Below are 15,163 nucleotides of genomic sequence, written 5' to 3'. Positions count from 1 at the left end.
TCACGGACGCGTCCGGCCGGCGCAGGGCGGACGGTAGTCGAGGCCCGGGAAGTGGCGGGACCACTCGGCGCGGCTGAGGGGGGTGCGGACCTGTCCGCAGGCATGGGTGAGTGTCCAGGACAGGTCCGTGTTCCAGATGTCGACGGCACCGTCCTGGCTGAGCGTCACGATCAGGCCGCGCGTCGGGAGGGGGAGCGCGGTGAAGAATCCTCCCGAGGAGAGGGGGAGCGTGTCCCGTTCGACGGGGTGTGCGAGGTCGGTCGTGTTCCAGATCCGCACCGTCCCGTCCCGTGAGGCCGTGGCGGCGGTCCGGTGGTCCGGGCCGGCGTAGTGCACGCTGGTGACTACGCTGGTGTGGCCGTTGAGCCGGCCGCGCATGGGGTGTCCCGCATCGGTCGGGTCCCACAGGCGCGCGGTGCCGTCGTCACTGCCGGAGAGGAGCGAGCGACCGTCCCGGCTGTAGGCGAGCGTGTCGACGAAGTCCTTGTGGCCGCCCCTGAGCACGGTGATCAGTCGGGCGTGGCGTGGGTTCCTCACGTGCCACAGGCGGACGGTGCGGTCGTCGGAGCCGGAGGCCAGGGTCGTGCCGTCGGGGCTGAAAGCGACCGGTTTGACGTTGCCGGTGTGGCCGGTCAGCTGCTTCAGGAAGCGGGGACGGGCCGGGTCGGCCACGTCCCACAGCCGGATGGTGTCGTCGTAGCTGCCGGTGGCGATCATCCGGCCGTCCGGGCTCACGTCCAGCGAGAAGACGTAGTCCTTGTGGCCGGCGGGGAAGACCGACAACAGGTGCGGCCGACGGGGGCCGGACACATCCCAGAGCTGGATCTCGCCCTTCCAGCCGACGCCGGCCAGAAGGTTCCCCCGCGGGCTGAAGGTCACCGTCGCCAGGCCGATGCCCTTGCCGTGGCCGTCGGGGCGGGCCTGGAGGGCGGGGTTCCGAGGGTCTTCGAGATCCCACAGTTCCAGACGGTCGCCGTCGTGTGCCACGGCCAGTGTGCGTCCGTCCCCGGTGACGCTCACCGCGTGGACGTGGCTGGTCAGGCGGCGCGACATCACGTTGAACAGGCCGCTGCGGCTGTGCTTGCCCGGGTGCAGACGGTGGGCGGTCAGCGCCAGCTGGGTGGCGAGCGAGAGGTCGCGGATCCGCAGATCGGCCGAGGTGTCGACGGCCTTGAGGGCGAGGGCCTGGTTGCGCTGCGCCGTGGAGATCTGCTGGAAGTGCACGGCGACCGCGACGGCCGAGGCCGCGCAGACGAGCAGTGCGACGAGAGCCGCGACGAGCCGGCGCAGACGGCGGAGGTGGCGGCGGACGCGCCGTGCCTCGCTCTCCTCCGCGCTCCGGCTCGCGTCGAGGAAGGCGCGTTCCCGGGCGGTCAGCACATCCTCGGGCAGGTCCCTCACCGCGGCCAGGCGCACCCCGCGGTAGAGGGTGTCGGGATGGTGGTCCAGCGACTCCCACACCGCGGTGGCCTCGGTGAGCGCCCGGTGCAGGCGCAAGTGCTCCCGGTCTTCGCTCAACCAGCGGCCCAGGCGGGGCCAGCAGCCGATCAGGGCCTCATGGGTGATCTCGACACGGTCCCGGTCGACGGTCAGCAGACGTGCCCGGGTGGCCTGTTCCAGGACATGGGCGACGTCCGCGGTGTCGTCGAGCTCATGGCGTGGCACGCGGCGCTTGGTGTCTTCGGTGCCCTCGCCCAGAGCGATGAGCCGCAGGAAGAGCTGCCGGGCGATCCGCTGCTGGGTGCCGCTCAGACCGGAATGGAAGTCTTCGGCCGTCTGGGCGAGCGCGCCTTCGAAACCGCCCGCCGCTTGGAAGCCGGCGAGGGTCAGGGCGTTTCCCCGCCGACGGCGCCAGGTTTCCCGCAGGGCGTGGGAGAGCAGGGGCAGGGTGCCGGGCCGGCCGTGGGCGGCGGCCGTGAGGGTCGCCAGGAGAGCGCCCTCGACACTCAGCCCGGCACGGGCGGCGGGCCGGACGATCGCGGCGCGCAACTCGTCGACGGTCATCGGCCCGACGGGGACGTGCGCGTCGGCCAGGACATCGACCAGGCCGGGGACTCGGGTGCAGTGCGTATAGAAGTCGGACCGGATGGCGAGGACGACGCGGCAGCGGCTGTCGGGAGTCCGCGCGGCGTGCAGGAGCGAGGCCACGAAGGCGTCGCGCTCCCCCGCGTCACCGCACTGGGTGAACACTTCCTCGAACTGGTCGACGGTGAGGAGGACTTCCTGCCCCGGATCCGGCGAGCGGGCGAGGACCTGCCGCACCGCACGGTGAAGTGTGCGGGGCTCCACGGCGAGTTCGGCGCGCAACGGGCCCGAAGAGATCCCCGCCATGGCCGCCAACTGGATCGCGCACTCCTCCAGAGGGTCCGGTCCCGGAGTGAACACCAGGGGCAGGGCCGCCGGGAACCTGGGAAGCACCCCGGCGCGCAGCACGGACGACTTGCCGGACCCCGAGGCCCCGAGGAGAACGAGCAGCCTCTTCCGCTTCAGGTGCTCGGCCAGCCGGTCGGTGAGACTCTCCCGCCCGAAGAACATATCGGCGTCCGCCTGCTGGAAGGGTGTCAGGCCCACATAGGGCGCACAGGCCGTCTCCTCGCTCCGCTCCGGCGCCGGGCCGGCGGCGCATTCGGCCGCCGTCCTGCGCCAGATCCGCTCCCATTCCCGCTCGTCACCCCCGCAGGCGCGGACGTAGGCGAGAGTGACGGCCAGTGTGGGCAGTTGACGTCCCCCCGCGGCCGCGGAAAGCGTCGCGATCGAATAGTGCGCCCGGCGTGCGAGGTCCCGGTAGGTCGGGCTCCCCGCCTGTTCCCGCACCTTCCGCAGCTTCGTGGCGAACTCCAGCAGCGGTCCGTCCTCGACATCCAGCGGACGCTCTCGACGCGGCACCTGCAGAACACCTCCCCCTGTGGACGGGGTCGTCGACCACGCGTTCGTTCCGTGCCCTCGTCCCCCGAACCTGACTAACGCCCAACGGCGGCAAACGGCACGACCGGCAGGGCAACGGCACCGGCAACCGGGTGCCCGTCACCGGAGATGATGTTCCCCCCGGAGAGCCGGCGGGCCATGAGGCCGACCCTGGCGGAACCACACCACCCATAGTGTTCACGGGCACTCCCGCGCCCAGAACTATGGTGTCCCCACACGTATGCCTCTGACCTGCACGTTCCTTCAGTCACTCAGCGTGTCCACCGCATCGGCAGGTCCAGGGGCACGCTGCCGCCGGGGACTGTCGGGTCCCCGAGTCTCTCGGCGACGTATTCCTGCAGGTCGTCACGGGTCTCGTCGGGGTCCCAGCGGGCCCGGCTCAGCAGGTGCTGCAGCCCGGCGGGGGTGCGGTGACCGGCGTGCTCGGCCAGCTGCCGGCTGTTCTTGCGGCCTACCGGTCCGAGCAGGCCGTGCACACAGACCCGCATCCGCCGACGCAGGTCCACCCGGCCGAAGCAGTGGCCGATCCGCACCCGGAGGAACGAACTCCAGACACCTGACGGCACATCAGCCAAGTGCCCTCACAAGCACGCTCCTGCCCAGCAGGAATAGCGAACTGCCACTGGAGTATCGGGTCGCCTGCATGCTGGCGAGCTTCTTCGCGGCCTTGAGGCGCTGCGGATCCTCGTTGTCCTCCCGTGGCGAGCAGTGCGGCTCCGGCGGCGACACCGGCGAATCCTCTGAGCAGGGTGCGGCGCGAGAAATCGGTGTTTATGAGATCACCCCAGAAGTTTTTCTCACTCGCTTGCGCAGGTATACGGAGGTGCCGGCCGAGACGGAGGCGGCACCCGTCAACAGGCATACGAACACAGTGACCGACATCGAGACGTACTCCACGGTCGACCCGTCGGAGTACACGCAGGCGTTTCGAAGAGGCCAATACTGTTGCTTGATGGCCGTCAAGTCGGCGCCGGCGTCATTCCGGCTCGTGCACAGTTCGGGGAAAGGCCCTCCCGTTGTGACGGAGAACCAGCCGTAGCAGTACACCGCCACCGCCGAGGAAGCCAGGATCAGGGCAACAAGCGCGTAAGTTCTGGGCACGGGCAGCGGTGGGTGGCTCAACAGGAGGAGGACCACCACCGCGCCCACCGCTGTAGTGACCGAACTGACAACCAGCAACGCGCCCATCAGGAACATGCGACACCTACCTCTTCTCTGCCTTCTGCCCGACAGGAACTTCACCCGGCGCGCCACCTGCTGGTCGACAAGCTTCTGCAACGTCTCGGCGAAACCTGTATAGAACGCCCGACCGTCTGTCGGGGGCGCATCCGGGTCCGTCCCGGTGCCGGGGAGAGGCCCGCGCAGGACACCGCCCAGCCGAAGGGACGGGGTGACGGCACGCACGCCGGGTGTGCCCGTGGGCGGTGCGTCGATCGGTACGAGCAGCGGAGCGCAACTTCGGGCACGGGGCGGCCGGGCGCTCCCCATGTAGGCCGGTGCGCCAGATCTCGTACGGGTCGACGCGTCCCGTCCCGCACAGGCCTGTGCGCCGCGTCGCCTCCGGGCTGACGCGTCCCATCCCGCAGCGGCCGACGGACCGTGTCGCGTGCGGGGGCCGCGACACGCGGCCGCCGTCACCGCCGGGACTCCCGCGAGGGCTCCGGGCACGGCCCGGTGACCAACCCGAAAAGCCGCCGCCGGGTCGCGCCCCGGTCCGTACCCCGCCTCCCCTCGGCTCACCGGGCCGGAGTCCGACGGCCGGACACGCCTCAGGTTCTGAGGATCACTGTCCGCCCGTCCGAGCCGGTGGTCAGGGTCTCCTCGGACCGCTTGCCCCGGCGGAACTCCTGCGGGCTGACGCCCCGTTCCCGCTTGAACGCGGCACTCAGCGCGAACGGCCCCGAATAGCCCACCTGCTGGGCGATGTTGGCGACGGACAGGTCCGGATCGCGTAGCAGTTCGGCGGCGAGCGTCAGCCGCCATCCGGTCAGGTAGGACATCGGCGGCTCGCCGACGAGTTCGGTGAAGTGCCGGGCCAGCACCGCCCGGGAGACCCCGACGGAGGCCGCGAGCGAGGCGACCGTCCACGACTGGCTGGGCCGTTCGTGCAGCAGCCGCAGCGCCCGTCCCACCACCGGGTCGCTCTGCGCCCGGAACCAGAGCGGCGCGCCCGTGCCCGGCTCCATGAGCCAGGAGCGCAGGACATTGATGAGCAGCAGGTCGAGCAACCGGTCGAGGACGACCTCCTGGCCGATGTCCTCCTTGTCCACCTCGGCGGCCAGCATGCCGATCAGCGGGGTCCGCGCGGCCGAGGCGGGCTGGACGAGCAGCGCGGGCAGGCTGGCGAGCAGTCTGCGCCCTACCTCGTTGGGCGCCTGGTAGGTGCCGCTGAGCATCACGGTCGACCCGGTGCGGTGCGGCTCGCCCCAGGTGCGCACGCCCAGGGACATCGCCTCGGTGGCGTCCTCGCCGTCAGTGGTGTTGCAGCGCTGATCGGGGCCGACGGTGATGCCCGGAGGCGTCGACGGGTCGTCGACGAGCGTGTACGGCTCGGGGCCGCGCAGGACTGCCACGTCCCCCGCCGCGATCTGCACCGGGTCGACCCCTTCGCGGAGCACCCATGCCGAGCCGTGCAGCATGGTGACCAGCGACAGGGGCGCCCGGTCCTCGATGTGCAGTCCCCACGGGGGGCTGAACACCGATTTCAGCAGAAAGGCGCCCCGCGCCTTGGGGCTTTCCAGCAGACCGCTGAGCGTATCCACAACCTTCACCTCGCACCGTCTCACCGTCGTTTCTCGCGGGGCGCGCTCGACCCTGGCCGTGCCTCTCCCGCCCCGTGAAGCCGCGCCGTCGGGCGGCGCGGCTCCCTAAAGGAGGCGCGCGATCGTAAGTCCAGACTCCCGTGGGGGGTTCCGGACCCGCAGTGGTTCCCGCGTCCAGTCTGTCAACGGTCCCGGCGCCATGTCCGGTTGTCGCGACGGTCACTGCGTCCGCACGGCCGTCCGCCGCCGCGCCGTGGCACCCAGCAGTGTGAGAGCGCCCAGGCAAGCTGTCGTACGGACCGCGTTGGCCCGGCGCCAGGGGCCCTCGTATGCCTTCCTGCTCGCGGCCAGGGCTGCGGCCGATGTGCAAGTGGCGGTGCGCAGCCGGCGGTTCAGGGGCAGATTGACGCAGAGCGACACCACGACGCTGAGGCCGTACAACACCGTGGCGGCCCGGGCCAGGCGGGCGGCGTCGCTGCGGTGCGCGCGGGCGAGTCGGCGAGCGGCCGCGCCGGTCGCCATGAACACGCCGAGGAAGAGTGCCCCAAAGGCAGTGTCATCGTCCAAGGCGTCATTGACCCGGCGCATCGCGGCGACGAATCTCTCGTCCTCGCGGCGCGCGAGGACGGGCATCACGCCGACGTCGAACGCGAGGTAGAGACCGGCCATCAGACCGGTGCCGAGGGTGGCCACGACGAGCACGGGGTCTTTGGAGGTGATCTCGGGGAGGGCGTCGGCAGTCATCGTGTACCTCGGGTCGGTTCTGTGGGGCGGGTGTGCGGCGCCGCCGGGGCGGTCGTCGACCGCGAGCGGGCCCGGCGGGCGGCCGTTCACCGGGGTCCCAGGATTCCGGTGAGCGAACGGCGGTAGGCGCCTTCCAGCAGGGTGCGTCCGACCAGGCGCACCGGTCCGGGCATCAGCCCGTCCGGCTGCGGGAGTCCGTCCACTAGCCATGGCGGCAGGACCCGCTTGCCGCGGAGGGGCGCCGCCGCGAGGACGCGGCGCTCCAAGGCGGCGAACACGCCGGCCGGTACGCGGGCGAAGGCCGGGAAGGTCAGTTCTTCCTCCACGTGCAGGTGCCGGTGGAGGACGGTGTCGAAGGTGTCGACGGGGCCGCCGATCAGCTCCGCGCGTCCGTCCTTCAGCGCCGTGGTCACGCGGAACATCGAGTCGTCGAGCGCCACGTGGTCCTGCACCCATGCGGTGGGAACCGACGGCAATCTCCGGCACGTGCTCGATCAGGCCCGGCCAGAGGATCTCGTCCTCCGTGCGGTGATGCCAGTCCACGATGGCCCTGAGCTGCCGCCACCACTCCGCGGCCCGGGGAAGACCGACGGATGTCAGAAGCGGCGCTGCGGCCACCAGTCGCCGGGAGTCGCGCCGCAGCGCCAAGTGCGTCTGTGCGAATCCGCGAAGGTGGCGGGGCAGCGCGTTCACACCCTTGCCTCCCCACAGCAGCCCGTCCATCGCGTCCCTCTCTTCTCTGGGCCCCCGGTGCTCGGCCACCGGGGCGCCTGGCTTGGTCGGTCTGTGGCGATACACGGTCGGTGCGGTGTCCGCCGGCCGGGTGCCCCGGTCCGGCGGACACCGCTGTGGGACACCGTTTCGTCAGGCGTCCCAGACGCCGGTGACCGCGGCCTCCTTGGCGTAGTCCGCGAAGTCCTTGGGCTCCCGCCCGAGCGCTTCCCTGACGCCGTGCACGAGGCTGGCGTTGCGGCCGTCGACAATGACGGTGAAAAGGTCCGCGAACTCCTCCGGCTCACCCAGCTCGCGCAGCGCCGCGCGGTAGTCGTCGACGCTGACCGGGATGTAGGTGATGGTCCGGCCGGTGGCCGCCGACAGCTCGCGGGCCACGTCGTGGAAGCTCAGCAGGCGCGGGCCGGACAGCTCGTAGGTCTTGCCGATGTGCCGGTCGTCGGTGAGGGCGGCGACCACCACGTCGGCGATGTCGTCGGTGTCGACGAACGGCTCGACGGCGTCGCCGGTGGGGAGCGCCAGTTCGCCCGAGCGGACCGGGTCGAGGAAGAAGCTCTCGCTGAAGTTCTGGTTGAACCAGTTGGCGCGTACGACGGTCCAGTCGCAGCCGGACGCCTTGAGGCCGTCCTCGCCGGCGACGGCGCCCTCCTCGCCCCGGCCCGAGAGCAGCACCAGGCGGCGGACGCCCCGCTCCACGGCGAACGCGGCGAACCGCTCGACGGCTTCCTTCGCACCGGGAAAGGCGAGGTCCGGATAGTAGGTCACGTAGGCGGCCAAGACCCCGTCGAGCGCGAACTCCCAGGTGCTCTCGTCCTCCCAGACGAAGGGGATCTCGCTGCTGCGCGAGCCGCTCCGGGCCGGGCGGCCGAGTCCCTGCAGGCGCTCGACGACACGCCGTCCGGTCTTACCGGTGCCGCCGATGACGAGGATGGGCGCGGCGGTCTGTCCTTGAGTGCTCATGGCTTCATTGAATTCTCCGCGCGGCAGACGGTACATAGCTCACCGGCTCGCATTCATACGCGATCGTCTCGATTCGCGAGCGCAAGACGTAGGTCCGCACGACCCCGGCCCGGGGCGCTCAAGCACCGGAAGGGTTCGACCCGAGCGCCTTGCCGGAGGTTCAGCGGGGAGGGCCGCGGCCACGAGGACGAAGGCGGCGACGGCGAACAGGGTCCGCGCGCCGTGCAGGGCGTTCCAACGTCCCTCGAACGCCGCCCGGGCGACCCACCCGCCACCCTGGTCGCGCGAGGACTCCTGGTCGCCCCGCTCCCGTCGCGCGCCTCCGGTGCCACGAAGAACGAGGCGCCGTCCACCTTTTTCAAAGCGGCATGACACCTGAACAGAACAGCGAGCACGTATCCGGCTCACAGCCCGGTGCAGACAAGGGCGAGGATCTCAAGAGCGTCCGACATTCCGATCATCATCGCCGCTTCTCCCCTGTCTTCGTAGGTATCACGCCAGCTACAGAAAGAAGACGATCCGATCGAACAAGCACTCTATTTTCTAGCCGCCGCTCCGGCGAAAATCTGCTCCGCCGTCATTAGACTGACAGGTGATCACCGTAGCTGCGCCTGATGATTTGACGCGCCGGTAACCATGAGCGCCTCCAAATACCGGTAGAGGCAGTTCGCTGTGTGCCGGGCTACCGATTCGAGGCGCAGGTCAGTTTGGTCAGCTCCTACTGACTGAGCGTCCACGAGGGAGCAACACGCGTGGCGCCATGGCGGGATGGCACGTTTGACGCACTGGCCAGGACTGCGCCTCAATGCGCAGCGAGCGACAACGCGCCCGCGAGGGCATGGCCCGGTGGAAGGCGCAGCTCGACGAGGGCGGTGAAGCGGTTGGCTGCGGTCACGTCCTCAAGGGGCCTGGTGGTGATGTCCTTGGGTGGTGCGGCAGCATCCGCGGCGGCGAATTGGTAATAGCGCACCGGTTCCTCACAAGCGGAACAGGAGGTTCGGCAGCGGCGCGGAAGAGGTAGTCCAGCACGGCGGTGGTGGACCGCAACTGATCGAGGAGCAAGCCCCCGTCGCGACGTGTGCGTGCGATGGCGGGCATGTCGATCGGCTGGCATGTGGCGATGTGCGGGTGGTCCAGAAGGAACACCGCGATCCATTCGTAGGCGTGACCGTCGACGGCCGCCAGCCGGTCCAGCAGCATGGGGATGTAACCCTCACCGTGCTGCTGGGCGCCCCGTACGGTCAGGCTCTTGTTGATCATCGCGCCGTTCCATGCCGACGGCCTCGCCGCACACGTCGGGGCCGCGGCCACCGGTGCGCTCGCGCAGACCCTCCCGGCTGCATCCGGCCCCCGGACAGCGAGCGCACTTTCCGCGCCGTACTGGCCGAGCACCGGCCGTACGACGGTCCTGATCAAGGCAGAACGCCACTGCCGCCCGCAGTGGGGCGCGATCCTTCACCGGCCCGATCGGCAGAACCACCGACTACGTCTACAGATCCCCGGACTGGGCGGTCAGCACGCCCGCGACCGAGACCAAAGCAGCCTGCCTCTCGCCGGCATGGTCATCCAGCCCGCCCCCGGACTGCTGACCGAAGCCCGGTCCGGTACCCGCGCTCCCGCGAACGGTACGCCACCCGTTGCCAGGGCCGGCCATACCTCTTCCACACACAGCGGAGGCCGTACAACGGTCCGACTTCCAGTCAGCACCGAACCAGCACGGAAGTCAGCACCGCACCGTCGAATCACCCCCAACTACGCGTCCCGGCCAGCACTGCTCTCGACCACTCCCCAGCCCCCGAACCACCCCTCCCCCACCCCGGCATGGTGCCCGCACGCATACCCGCCCCCCGAACTATGGTGCCCCGCCACATGTGCCCCTGACCTGCGGCTTCCTACCGTGTGCCGACACGTACCCGTCCCCACCGCACACGAGGAAGTGGCGCACATGGCATCCGGAAACACCGCTCCCCCACCCCCCGCGAGCCTCCCGAGGATCGTCGCCGCCAGCCTCATCGGGACCACCATCGAGTGGTACGACTTCTTCCTCTACGGCTCCGCCGCGGCGCTGGTGTTCAACGAGTTGTTCTTCCCGGACTCCGACCCGCTCGTAGGGACGCTGCTGTCGTTCCTGACGTACGCCGTGGGGTTCGCCGCGCGCCCGCTGGGGGCGCTGGTGTTCGGGCACTACGGTGACCGGCTGGGGCGGAAGAAGCTGCTGGTGCTGAGCCTGGTGCTGATGGGCGGGGCGACGTTCGCCATCGGGCTGTTGCCCACGCACGCCACCGTCGGCTCCGCCGCGCCCCTGCTGCTGACCGCCCTGCGGCTGGTGCAGGGGTTCGCGCTCGGCGGCGAGTGGGGCGGCGCCGTGCTGCTGGTGTCGGAGCACGGCGACGCGCGGCGGCGCGGCTTCTGGGCCTCCTGGCCGCAGACCGGCGCCCCCGCCGGGCAGCTGCTCGCGACCGGTGTGCTGTCGCTGCTGACCGCCGTACTGTCCGACGACGCCTTCGGCACCTGGGGCTGGCGGATCCCGTTCCTGCTCTCCGGGGTGCTCGTGCTCGTCGGTCTGTGGATCCGGCTGTCCGTGGACGAATCACCCGTCTTCAAGGAGGCGTTGGAGCGGGCGGAGGCGCGGCGGGCCCAGGTGGACGAGCAGCCGCCGCTGGTCTCCGTGCTGCGCCACCACTGGCGGGACGTGCTGGTGGCGATGGGCGCCCGGATGGCGGAGAACATCAGCTACTACGTCATCACCGCGTTCATCCTCGTCTACGCCACCACCTCGGCCGACGTCTCCAAGCAGACCGCGCTCAACGCCGTGCTCATCGGCTCCGCCGTGCACTTCGCCGTCATCCCGGCCTGGGGCGCGCTGTCCGACCGGGTCGGACGGCGGCCGGTGTACCTGCTGGGCGCGGCCGGTGTCGGGCTGTGGATGTTCCCGTTCTTCGCGCTCGTGGACACCGGGTCGTTCGGGTACCTGATCCTGGCCGTGACCGTCGGGCTGGTGCTGCACGGCGCCATGTACGCACCGCAGGCCGCGTTCTTCGCCGAGATGTTCGCGACCCGGATGCGGTACTCGGGTGCCTCGATCGGCGCCCAGTTCGCCTCCGTGGCGGCCGGCGCGCCCGCCCCGCTCATCGCCACCGCGCTGCTCGCCGACTACGACAGCTCCACCCCGATCGCGCTGTACGTGATCGCCGCCGCCGTGCTGACCCTGGTGGCCGTGGCGCTCGCGCGCGAGACACGGCACCGGGACCTCGGCCGGATCGCGGACGAGGACGGCGAACCCTCGGGGGCCGGTCCGGCCGCCGGGGCGCGGACGCGCTGACCGGCGCCGGGGCCCGCGCCCGCACCGGCCGGCCTTGTCTCGGGGGCCGGTCAGTGGCGTATCGGCATCGCCAACCGGTGCAGTCTGAGGGCCAGTTGGATCTCCAGGGCGCGGGCGGGGGTCTGCCAGTCCGGGCCCAGCAGGCGGCCCACCCGCTCCAGTCGCTGGGCCACTGTGTTCACATGGACGTGCAGCGCGTCCTTGGTGCGTGCCGGGCTCATCCCGCCCTCGAAGTAGGCGTCGAGGGTGCGCACCAGTTCCGTGCCGCGCCGCTCGTCGTACGACACGACCGGGCCGATGGTCCGCTCGACGAAGCCGGCGATGTCCCGTTCGCCCGCGAGGAGCAGGCCGAGGAAGCCGAAGTCCTCGGCCGCCGCGCCGTCCCCGGCCCGGCCCAGCAGGCGCAGCGCGTCCAGGCAGCGGCGCCCCTCGGCGTAGGCGGCGGCCACGGTCTCGGGGTTCCGGGCGAGGTCGGTGACGGGTGCGGAGGCGCCGACCGTGACCGGCTGGTGGACGGCCGTGCCCAGGTGGCGGGAGGTGCGGCGGGCCACCTCGGTGGCGGTGTCACCGGCGCGGAGCGGCAGCATCAGGACGGTGCCGCCGTCGCGGGCCGCGGCCAGCCCGCGCCGGGTGGCGGCGAGGTGGGAGGCGGCGGACCACAGCCGCCGCCGGGCCGCGGCCTCCTCGTCGGCGTCGGCCGCCGGGCCGTCGAGGCGGGCGGCCAGGACGACATGGGTGGCGTCAAGGTCCGCCTGGAGCCGGCCGGCCCGCTCGCGCAGCAGCCGCGGATCCCGGTCGCGCGCGTCGAGCAGGTCGTCCAACAGCTCGCCGCGCACCCGCTGTTCGGCCTCGGCGGCGGAGCGGCGGGCGAGCAGCAGCAGGGAGGTGACCATCGCCGCCCGCTCCAGGGTGCGCTGGTCGACCGGATCCAGGCCGGGGTGGCCGCGCAGCACCAGGGCGCCGAGGAGTTCGCCGCCCGCGGCCACGGCGGCGATCCAGTCCCTGCCATGCCGTACGGCGTGCCCCTCGGCGCGGGACGCCTCCAGGGCCTCGGCCGGTGCCGCCGCGGCCTCGGTGAACGTCACGGTGCCGTCGAGGACCTGGGAGACGGCGGCGGCCACGTCGTGCACCCCGCCGCCGCGCAGGACGAGTTCGGCGAGCCGGTCGTGGACCTCCGAGGCTCGCTCGATGACGGCGCTGCGGTCCCGGATGATCTCGTTGGCGCGCTCCAGGCCGGCCAGGGCGGAGCGGGTCTCGGTGAGCAGGTTGGCGGTGTCGATGGCCGCCGCGGCGAGTGCGGCGAAGGAGCCGAGCAGGGCGATCTGTTCGCGTTCGAAGACCCTCGCCCGCCGATCCGCCGCGAACAGGACGCCGATCACGTGCGGGCCGAGCATCAGGGGCACGCCGAGGATGGCGACCAGGCCCTCGTCGCGGACGCCGGCGTCGATGGCGCGGGTGTGCTGGAAGCGGCCGTCCTCGAAGTAGTCGTCGGTGACGTAGGGCCGCGCGGTCTGGGCGACGAGACCGCCGAGCCCCTCGCCCATGCCGAGGCGCAGTTGCTGGAAGCGGGCGGAGACGGAGCCCTCGGTGACCCGCATGTAGGTGTCGCCGCGGGCCGGGTCGTTGAGGCTGAGGTAGGCGACGTCCGTGCCGAGCAGGGAGCGGGCGCGCTGCACGATCGCCTGGAGGACGGCGTCCACGTCGCGCAGTCCGGCGAGGTCGTGGGCGGTCTCGAAGAGCGCCGAGAGTTCCGCCTCGCGCCGCCGCCGTCCCTCCAGTTCGGCGCGCACGCGCAGGGCGAGCAGTCTGGCCTCTTCCAGCGCGGCGATCCGGCCGGCCGGCTCGGCGGCGGTTCGGGCGCGCAGGACGGGCTGCTCGAAGGCCTCCACGGAGGCGTCGCGGGCGAGCAGGTCGAGGTACGGCGCCTCGGCGCTGCCGGTGGGTGCCGGCTGGAGGTGATCGCGGGACATGGTCACAGGATTCCGTATCGGCCACCGGTCCGGCAGGCCTGTGGACAACTCGCGGATCCGGTGGTTCCGGGCTGGTCAGTGGGCCGTCCACCCGCCGTCCAGGACGAGCGAGGTACCGGTGACGAAGGAAGCCTGCGGGCCGCACAGATAGGCCACGGCCTCGGCGACCTCCTCGGGCTCGATGAGCCGTCGCAGCGCGCTGTCCTTCAACAGCACCTCGGACACCACCCGTTCCTCGGGGATGCCGTGCGCCCGGGCCTGGTCGGCGATCTGCTTCTCGACCAGTGGGGTGCGCACATAGGCCGGGTTCACACAGTTCGAGGTCACACCATGGGCGGCGCCCTCCAGCGCGGCCGTCTTGGACAGTCCTTCGAGACCATGTTTGGCGGCCACATAAGCAGCCTTGTAGGCGGAGGCGCGCAGACCATGGACGGAGGACACGTTCACGATCCGGCCCCAGCCCTGGGCGTACATGTGCGGAAGGGCGCCGCGGATGAGGCGGAAGGGTGCTTCCAGCATCACGGTCAGCACCGTGTGGAACACCACGGGCGGGAACTCCTCGATGGGCCGTACCAGTTGCAGCCCGGCGTTGTTGACCAGCACGTCCGTGCCGGCGGCGGCGCGTTCGGCGGCGTCCAGGTCGGTGAGGTCCACGACCCGCGGTACGACGGTGCCCGCGAGGTCGCCGGCCCGTTCCGCCTCCCGGGCCAGCTCGTCCAGGCCGGCCGCGTCGCGGTCGACGGCGCGCACCTCGGCCCCGGCGGCGGCCAGCCGCAGCGCGCAGGCGCGGCCGATGCCGCCGGCGGCCCCGGTGACGAGCGCGGTCCGGCCGCCGAGGTCGAGGGCGAGGGACCCCGGCCGGGGGCCGGGGCCGGGCACGCGGGCGGAACCGGACGGCGCGGCGGGACCGGACAGCGAGGCGGCGGGCAGGGGGGTGGGCGAGGTCATACACCGACCCTAAGCGGGAGCCCACCGTCACCACATATGGCCACCACCCATACTTCAGCCGCCGGTCATAGGGTCGAACCATGTGGGTGCATCGGACATGGCCTGCTTGATACGGAAGAGGCCGAACTCGTCCAGTCCGGGCAGGGCGTCCACCGCGAACCAGCCGACCTCCAGCGACTCGTCGTCGTTGACCCGGGCCTCGCCGCCCACCGCCCGGCAACGGATGGTGATGTCCATGTACTGGCAGATGTCACCGTTGGGGTAGGTGACCGGCGGCAGCGCCTGGACGAGGACCACCCGTTCGGCCACACAGTGCACCGCCGTCTCCTCGAAGACCTCCCGCACCGCGCAGGCCGCGGGCTGCTCGCCCGGCTCCGGGATGCCGCCGATCACCGACCACTTGCGCGTGTCCGACCGCCGGCCGAGCAGCACCCTGCCGTCGTCGTCGAACACGATCGCGGTGATCCCGGGCAGCCAGATCAGCTGCTGCCCGGCGGAGGCCCTGAGCGCACGGAGGAATTCGGGAATAGCCATGCCCCGACCCTAACGGCCGGAACCCGGCACCCCGGCCGGTTCCCGGGTCGTACGACGGTCGTACCGCTCGGGGCGCGGGCCTAGCCCAGCTTTCGCATCCATCCGTGCTTGTCCTCCGTGAGGCCCCGCTGGAGGGAGAGCAGCGCCTCGCGCAGCCGCATGGTCACCGGCCCGGTCGAGCCGTCGCCGTGGGACCACTGGCCGGTCTTGGTCTTGACGTGGCCGATCGGCGTGACCACCGCCGCGGTGCCGCACGCGAAGACCTC

General features: G+C 71.5%; 11 protein-coding genes and 2 pseudogenes. 1 reads left to right on the top strand and 12 read right to left on the bottom strand.

Annotated features, from left to right (window positions below; all coding sequences use genetic code 11):
* From ABD350_RS31020 to ABD350_RS30980, 8 genes and pseudogenes are all read right to left on the bottom strand, one after another.
* Nucleotides 1-2,886 (bottom strand): nSTAND1 domain-containing NTPase, encoded by a 2,886-nt coding sequence (locus ABD350_RS31020; RefSeq protein WP_344352249.1) that lies wholly within the window; start codon nucleotides 2,884-2,886, stop codon nucleotides 1-3.
* A 344-nt stretch (nucleotides 2,887-3,230) separates the two neighbouring features.
* Nucleotides 3,231-3,500: pseudogene (locus ABD350_RS31015) on the bottom strand (transposase); the annotation flags it as partial.
* Between the two features lie 196 nt (nucleotides 3,501-3,696).
* Nucleotides 3,697-4,122, bottom strand: coding sequence for a hypothetical protein (locus ABD350_RS31010; protein ID WP_344352248.1), 426 nt, complete (start codon nucleotides 4,120-4,122; stop codon nucleotides 3,697-3,699).
* A gap of 572 nt (nucleotides 4,123-4,694) precedes the next feature.
* A complete protein-coding gene (locus ABD350_RS31005; RefSeq protein WP_344352247.1) occupies nucleotides 4,695-5,687 on the bottom strand; it encodes an AraC family transcriptional regulator in 993 nt (330 codons plus the stop codon).
* A gap of 219 nt (nucleotides 5,688-5,906) precedes the next feature.
* Nucleotides 5,907-6,431 carry an anthrone oxygenase family protein gene (locus tag ABD350_RS31000; protein WP_344352246.1) on the bottom strand — a complete coding sequence of 175 codons (525 nt, stop codon included), beginning with the start codon at nucleotides 6,429-6,431 and terminating at the stop codon, nucleotides 5,907-5,909.
* Between the two features lie 86 nt (nucleotides 6,432-6,517).
* The gene (locus tag ABD350_RS30995; protein ID WP_344352245.1) at nucleotides 6,518-6,883 is read right to left on the bottom strand and encodes a hypothetical protein; all 366 of its coding nucleotides are present in this window, start codon (nucleotides 6,881-6,883) and stop codon (nucleotides 6,518-6,520) included.
* 412 nt (nucleotides 6,884-7,295) lie between these two features.
* Nucleotides 7,296-8,123 (bottom strand): NmrA family NAD(P)-binding protein, encoded by an 828-nt coding sequence (locus ABD350_RS30990; RefSeq protein ID WP_344352244.1) that lies wholly within the window; start codon nucleotides 8,121-8,123, stop codon nucleotides 7,296-7,298.
* Nucleotides 8,124-9,014: 891 nt separating this feature from the next.
* Nucleotides 9,015-9,383, bottom strand: a complete 369-nt coding sequence (locus ABD350_RS30980; protein WP_344352243.1) for a hypothetical protein — start codon at nucleotides 9,381-9,383, stop codon at nucleotides 9,015-9,017.
* A gap of 685 nt (nucleotides 9,384-10,068) precedes the next feature.
* Between ABD350_RS30980 and ABD350_RS30975 the strand changes: the two genes are divergently transcribed.
* A complete protein-coding gene (locus ABD350_RS30975) occupies nucleotides 10,069-11,445 on the top strand; it encodes an MFS transporter (protein ID WP_344352242.1) in 1,377 nt (458 codons plus the stop codon).
* 50 nt (nucleotides 11,446-11,495) lie between these two features.
* On the opposite strand, the gene ABD350_RS30970 is transcribed toward ABD350_RS30975, so the two are convergent.
* From ABD350_RS30970 to ABD350_RS30955, 4 genes and pseudogenes are all read right to left on the bottom strand, one after another.
* Nucleotides 11,496-13,415 carry a helix-turn-helix domain-containing protein gene (locus ABD350_RS30970; RefSeq protein ID WP_344352241.1) on the bottom strand — a complete coding sequence of 640 codons (1,920 nt, stop codon included), beginning with the start codon at nucleotides 13,413-13,415 and terminating at the stop codon, nucleotides 11,496-11,498.
* Nucleotides 13,416-13,490: 75 nt separating this feature from the next.
* Entirely contained in the window at nucleotides 13,491-14,363 is an 873-nt protein-coding gene (locus tag ABD350_RS30965; RefSeq protein ID WP_344352240.1) for a 3-hydroxybutyrate dehydrogenase, read from the bottom strand.
* A 54-nt stretch (nucleotides 14,364-14,417) separates the two neighbouring features.
* Entirely contained in the window at nucleotides 14,418-14,897 is a 480-nt protein-coding gene (locus ABD350_RS30960; RefSeq protein ID WP_344352239.1) for an NUDIX hydrolase, read from the bottom strand.
* Nucleotides 14,898-14,977: 80 nt separating this feature from the next.
* Nucleotides 14,978-15,163: pseudogene (locus ABD350_RS30955) on the bottom strand (branched chain amino acid aminotransferase); the annotation flags it as partial.

It is taken from the genome of Streptomyces nogalater, from assembly GCF_039532885.1.
Lineage (GTDB): Bacteria > Actinomycetota > Actinomycetes > Streptomycetales > Streptomycetaceae > Streptomyces > Streptomyces nogalater.
Note: the sequence above shows the minus strand (reverse complement) of the source record. Positions and strands in the feature narration are given on the sequence as shown.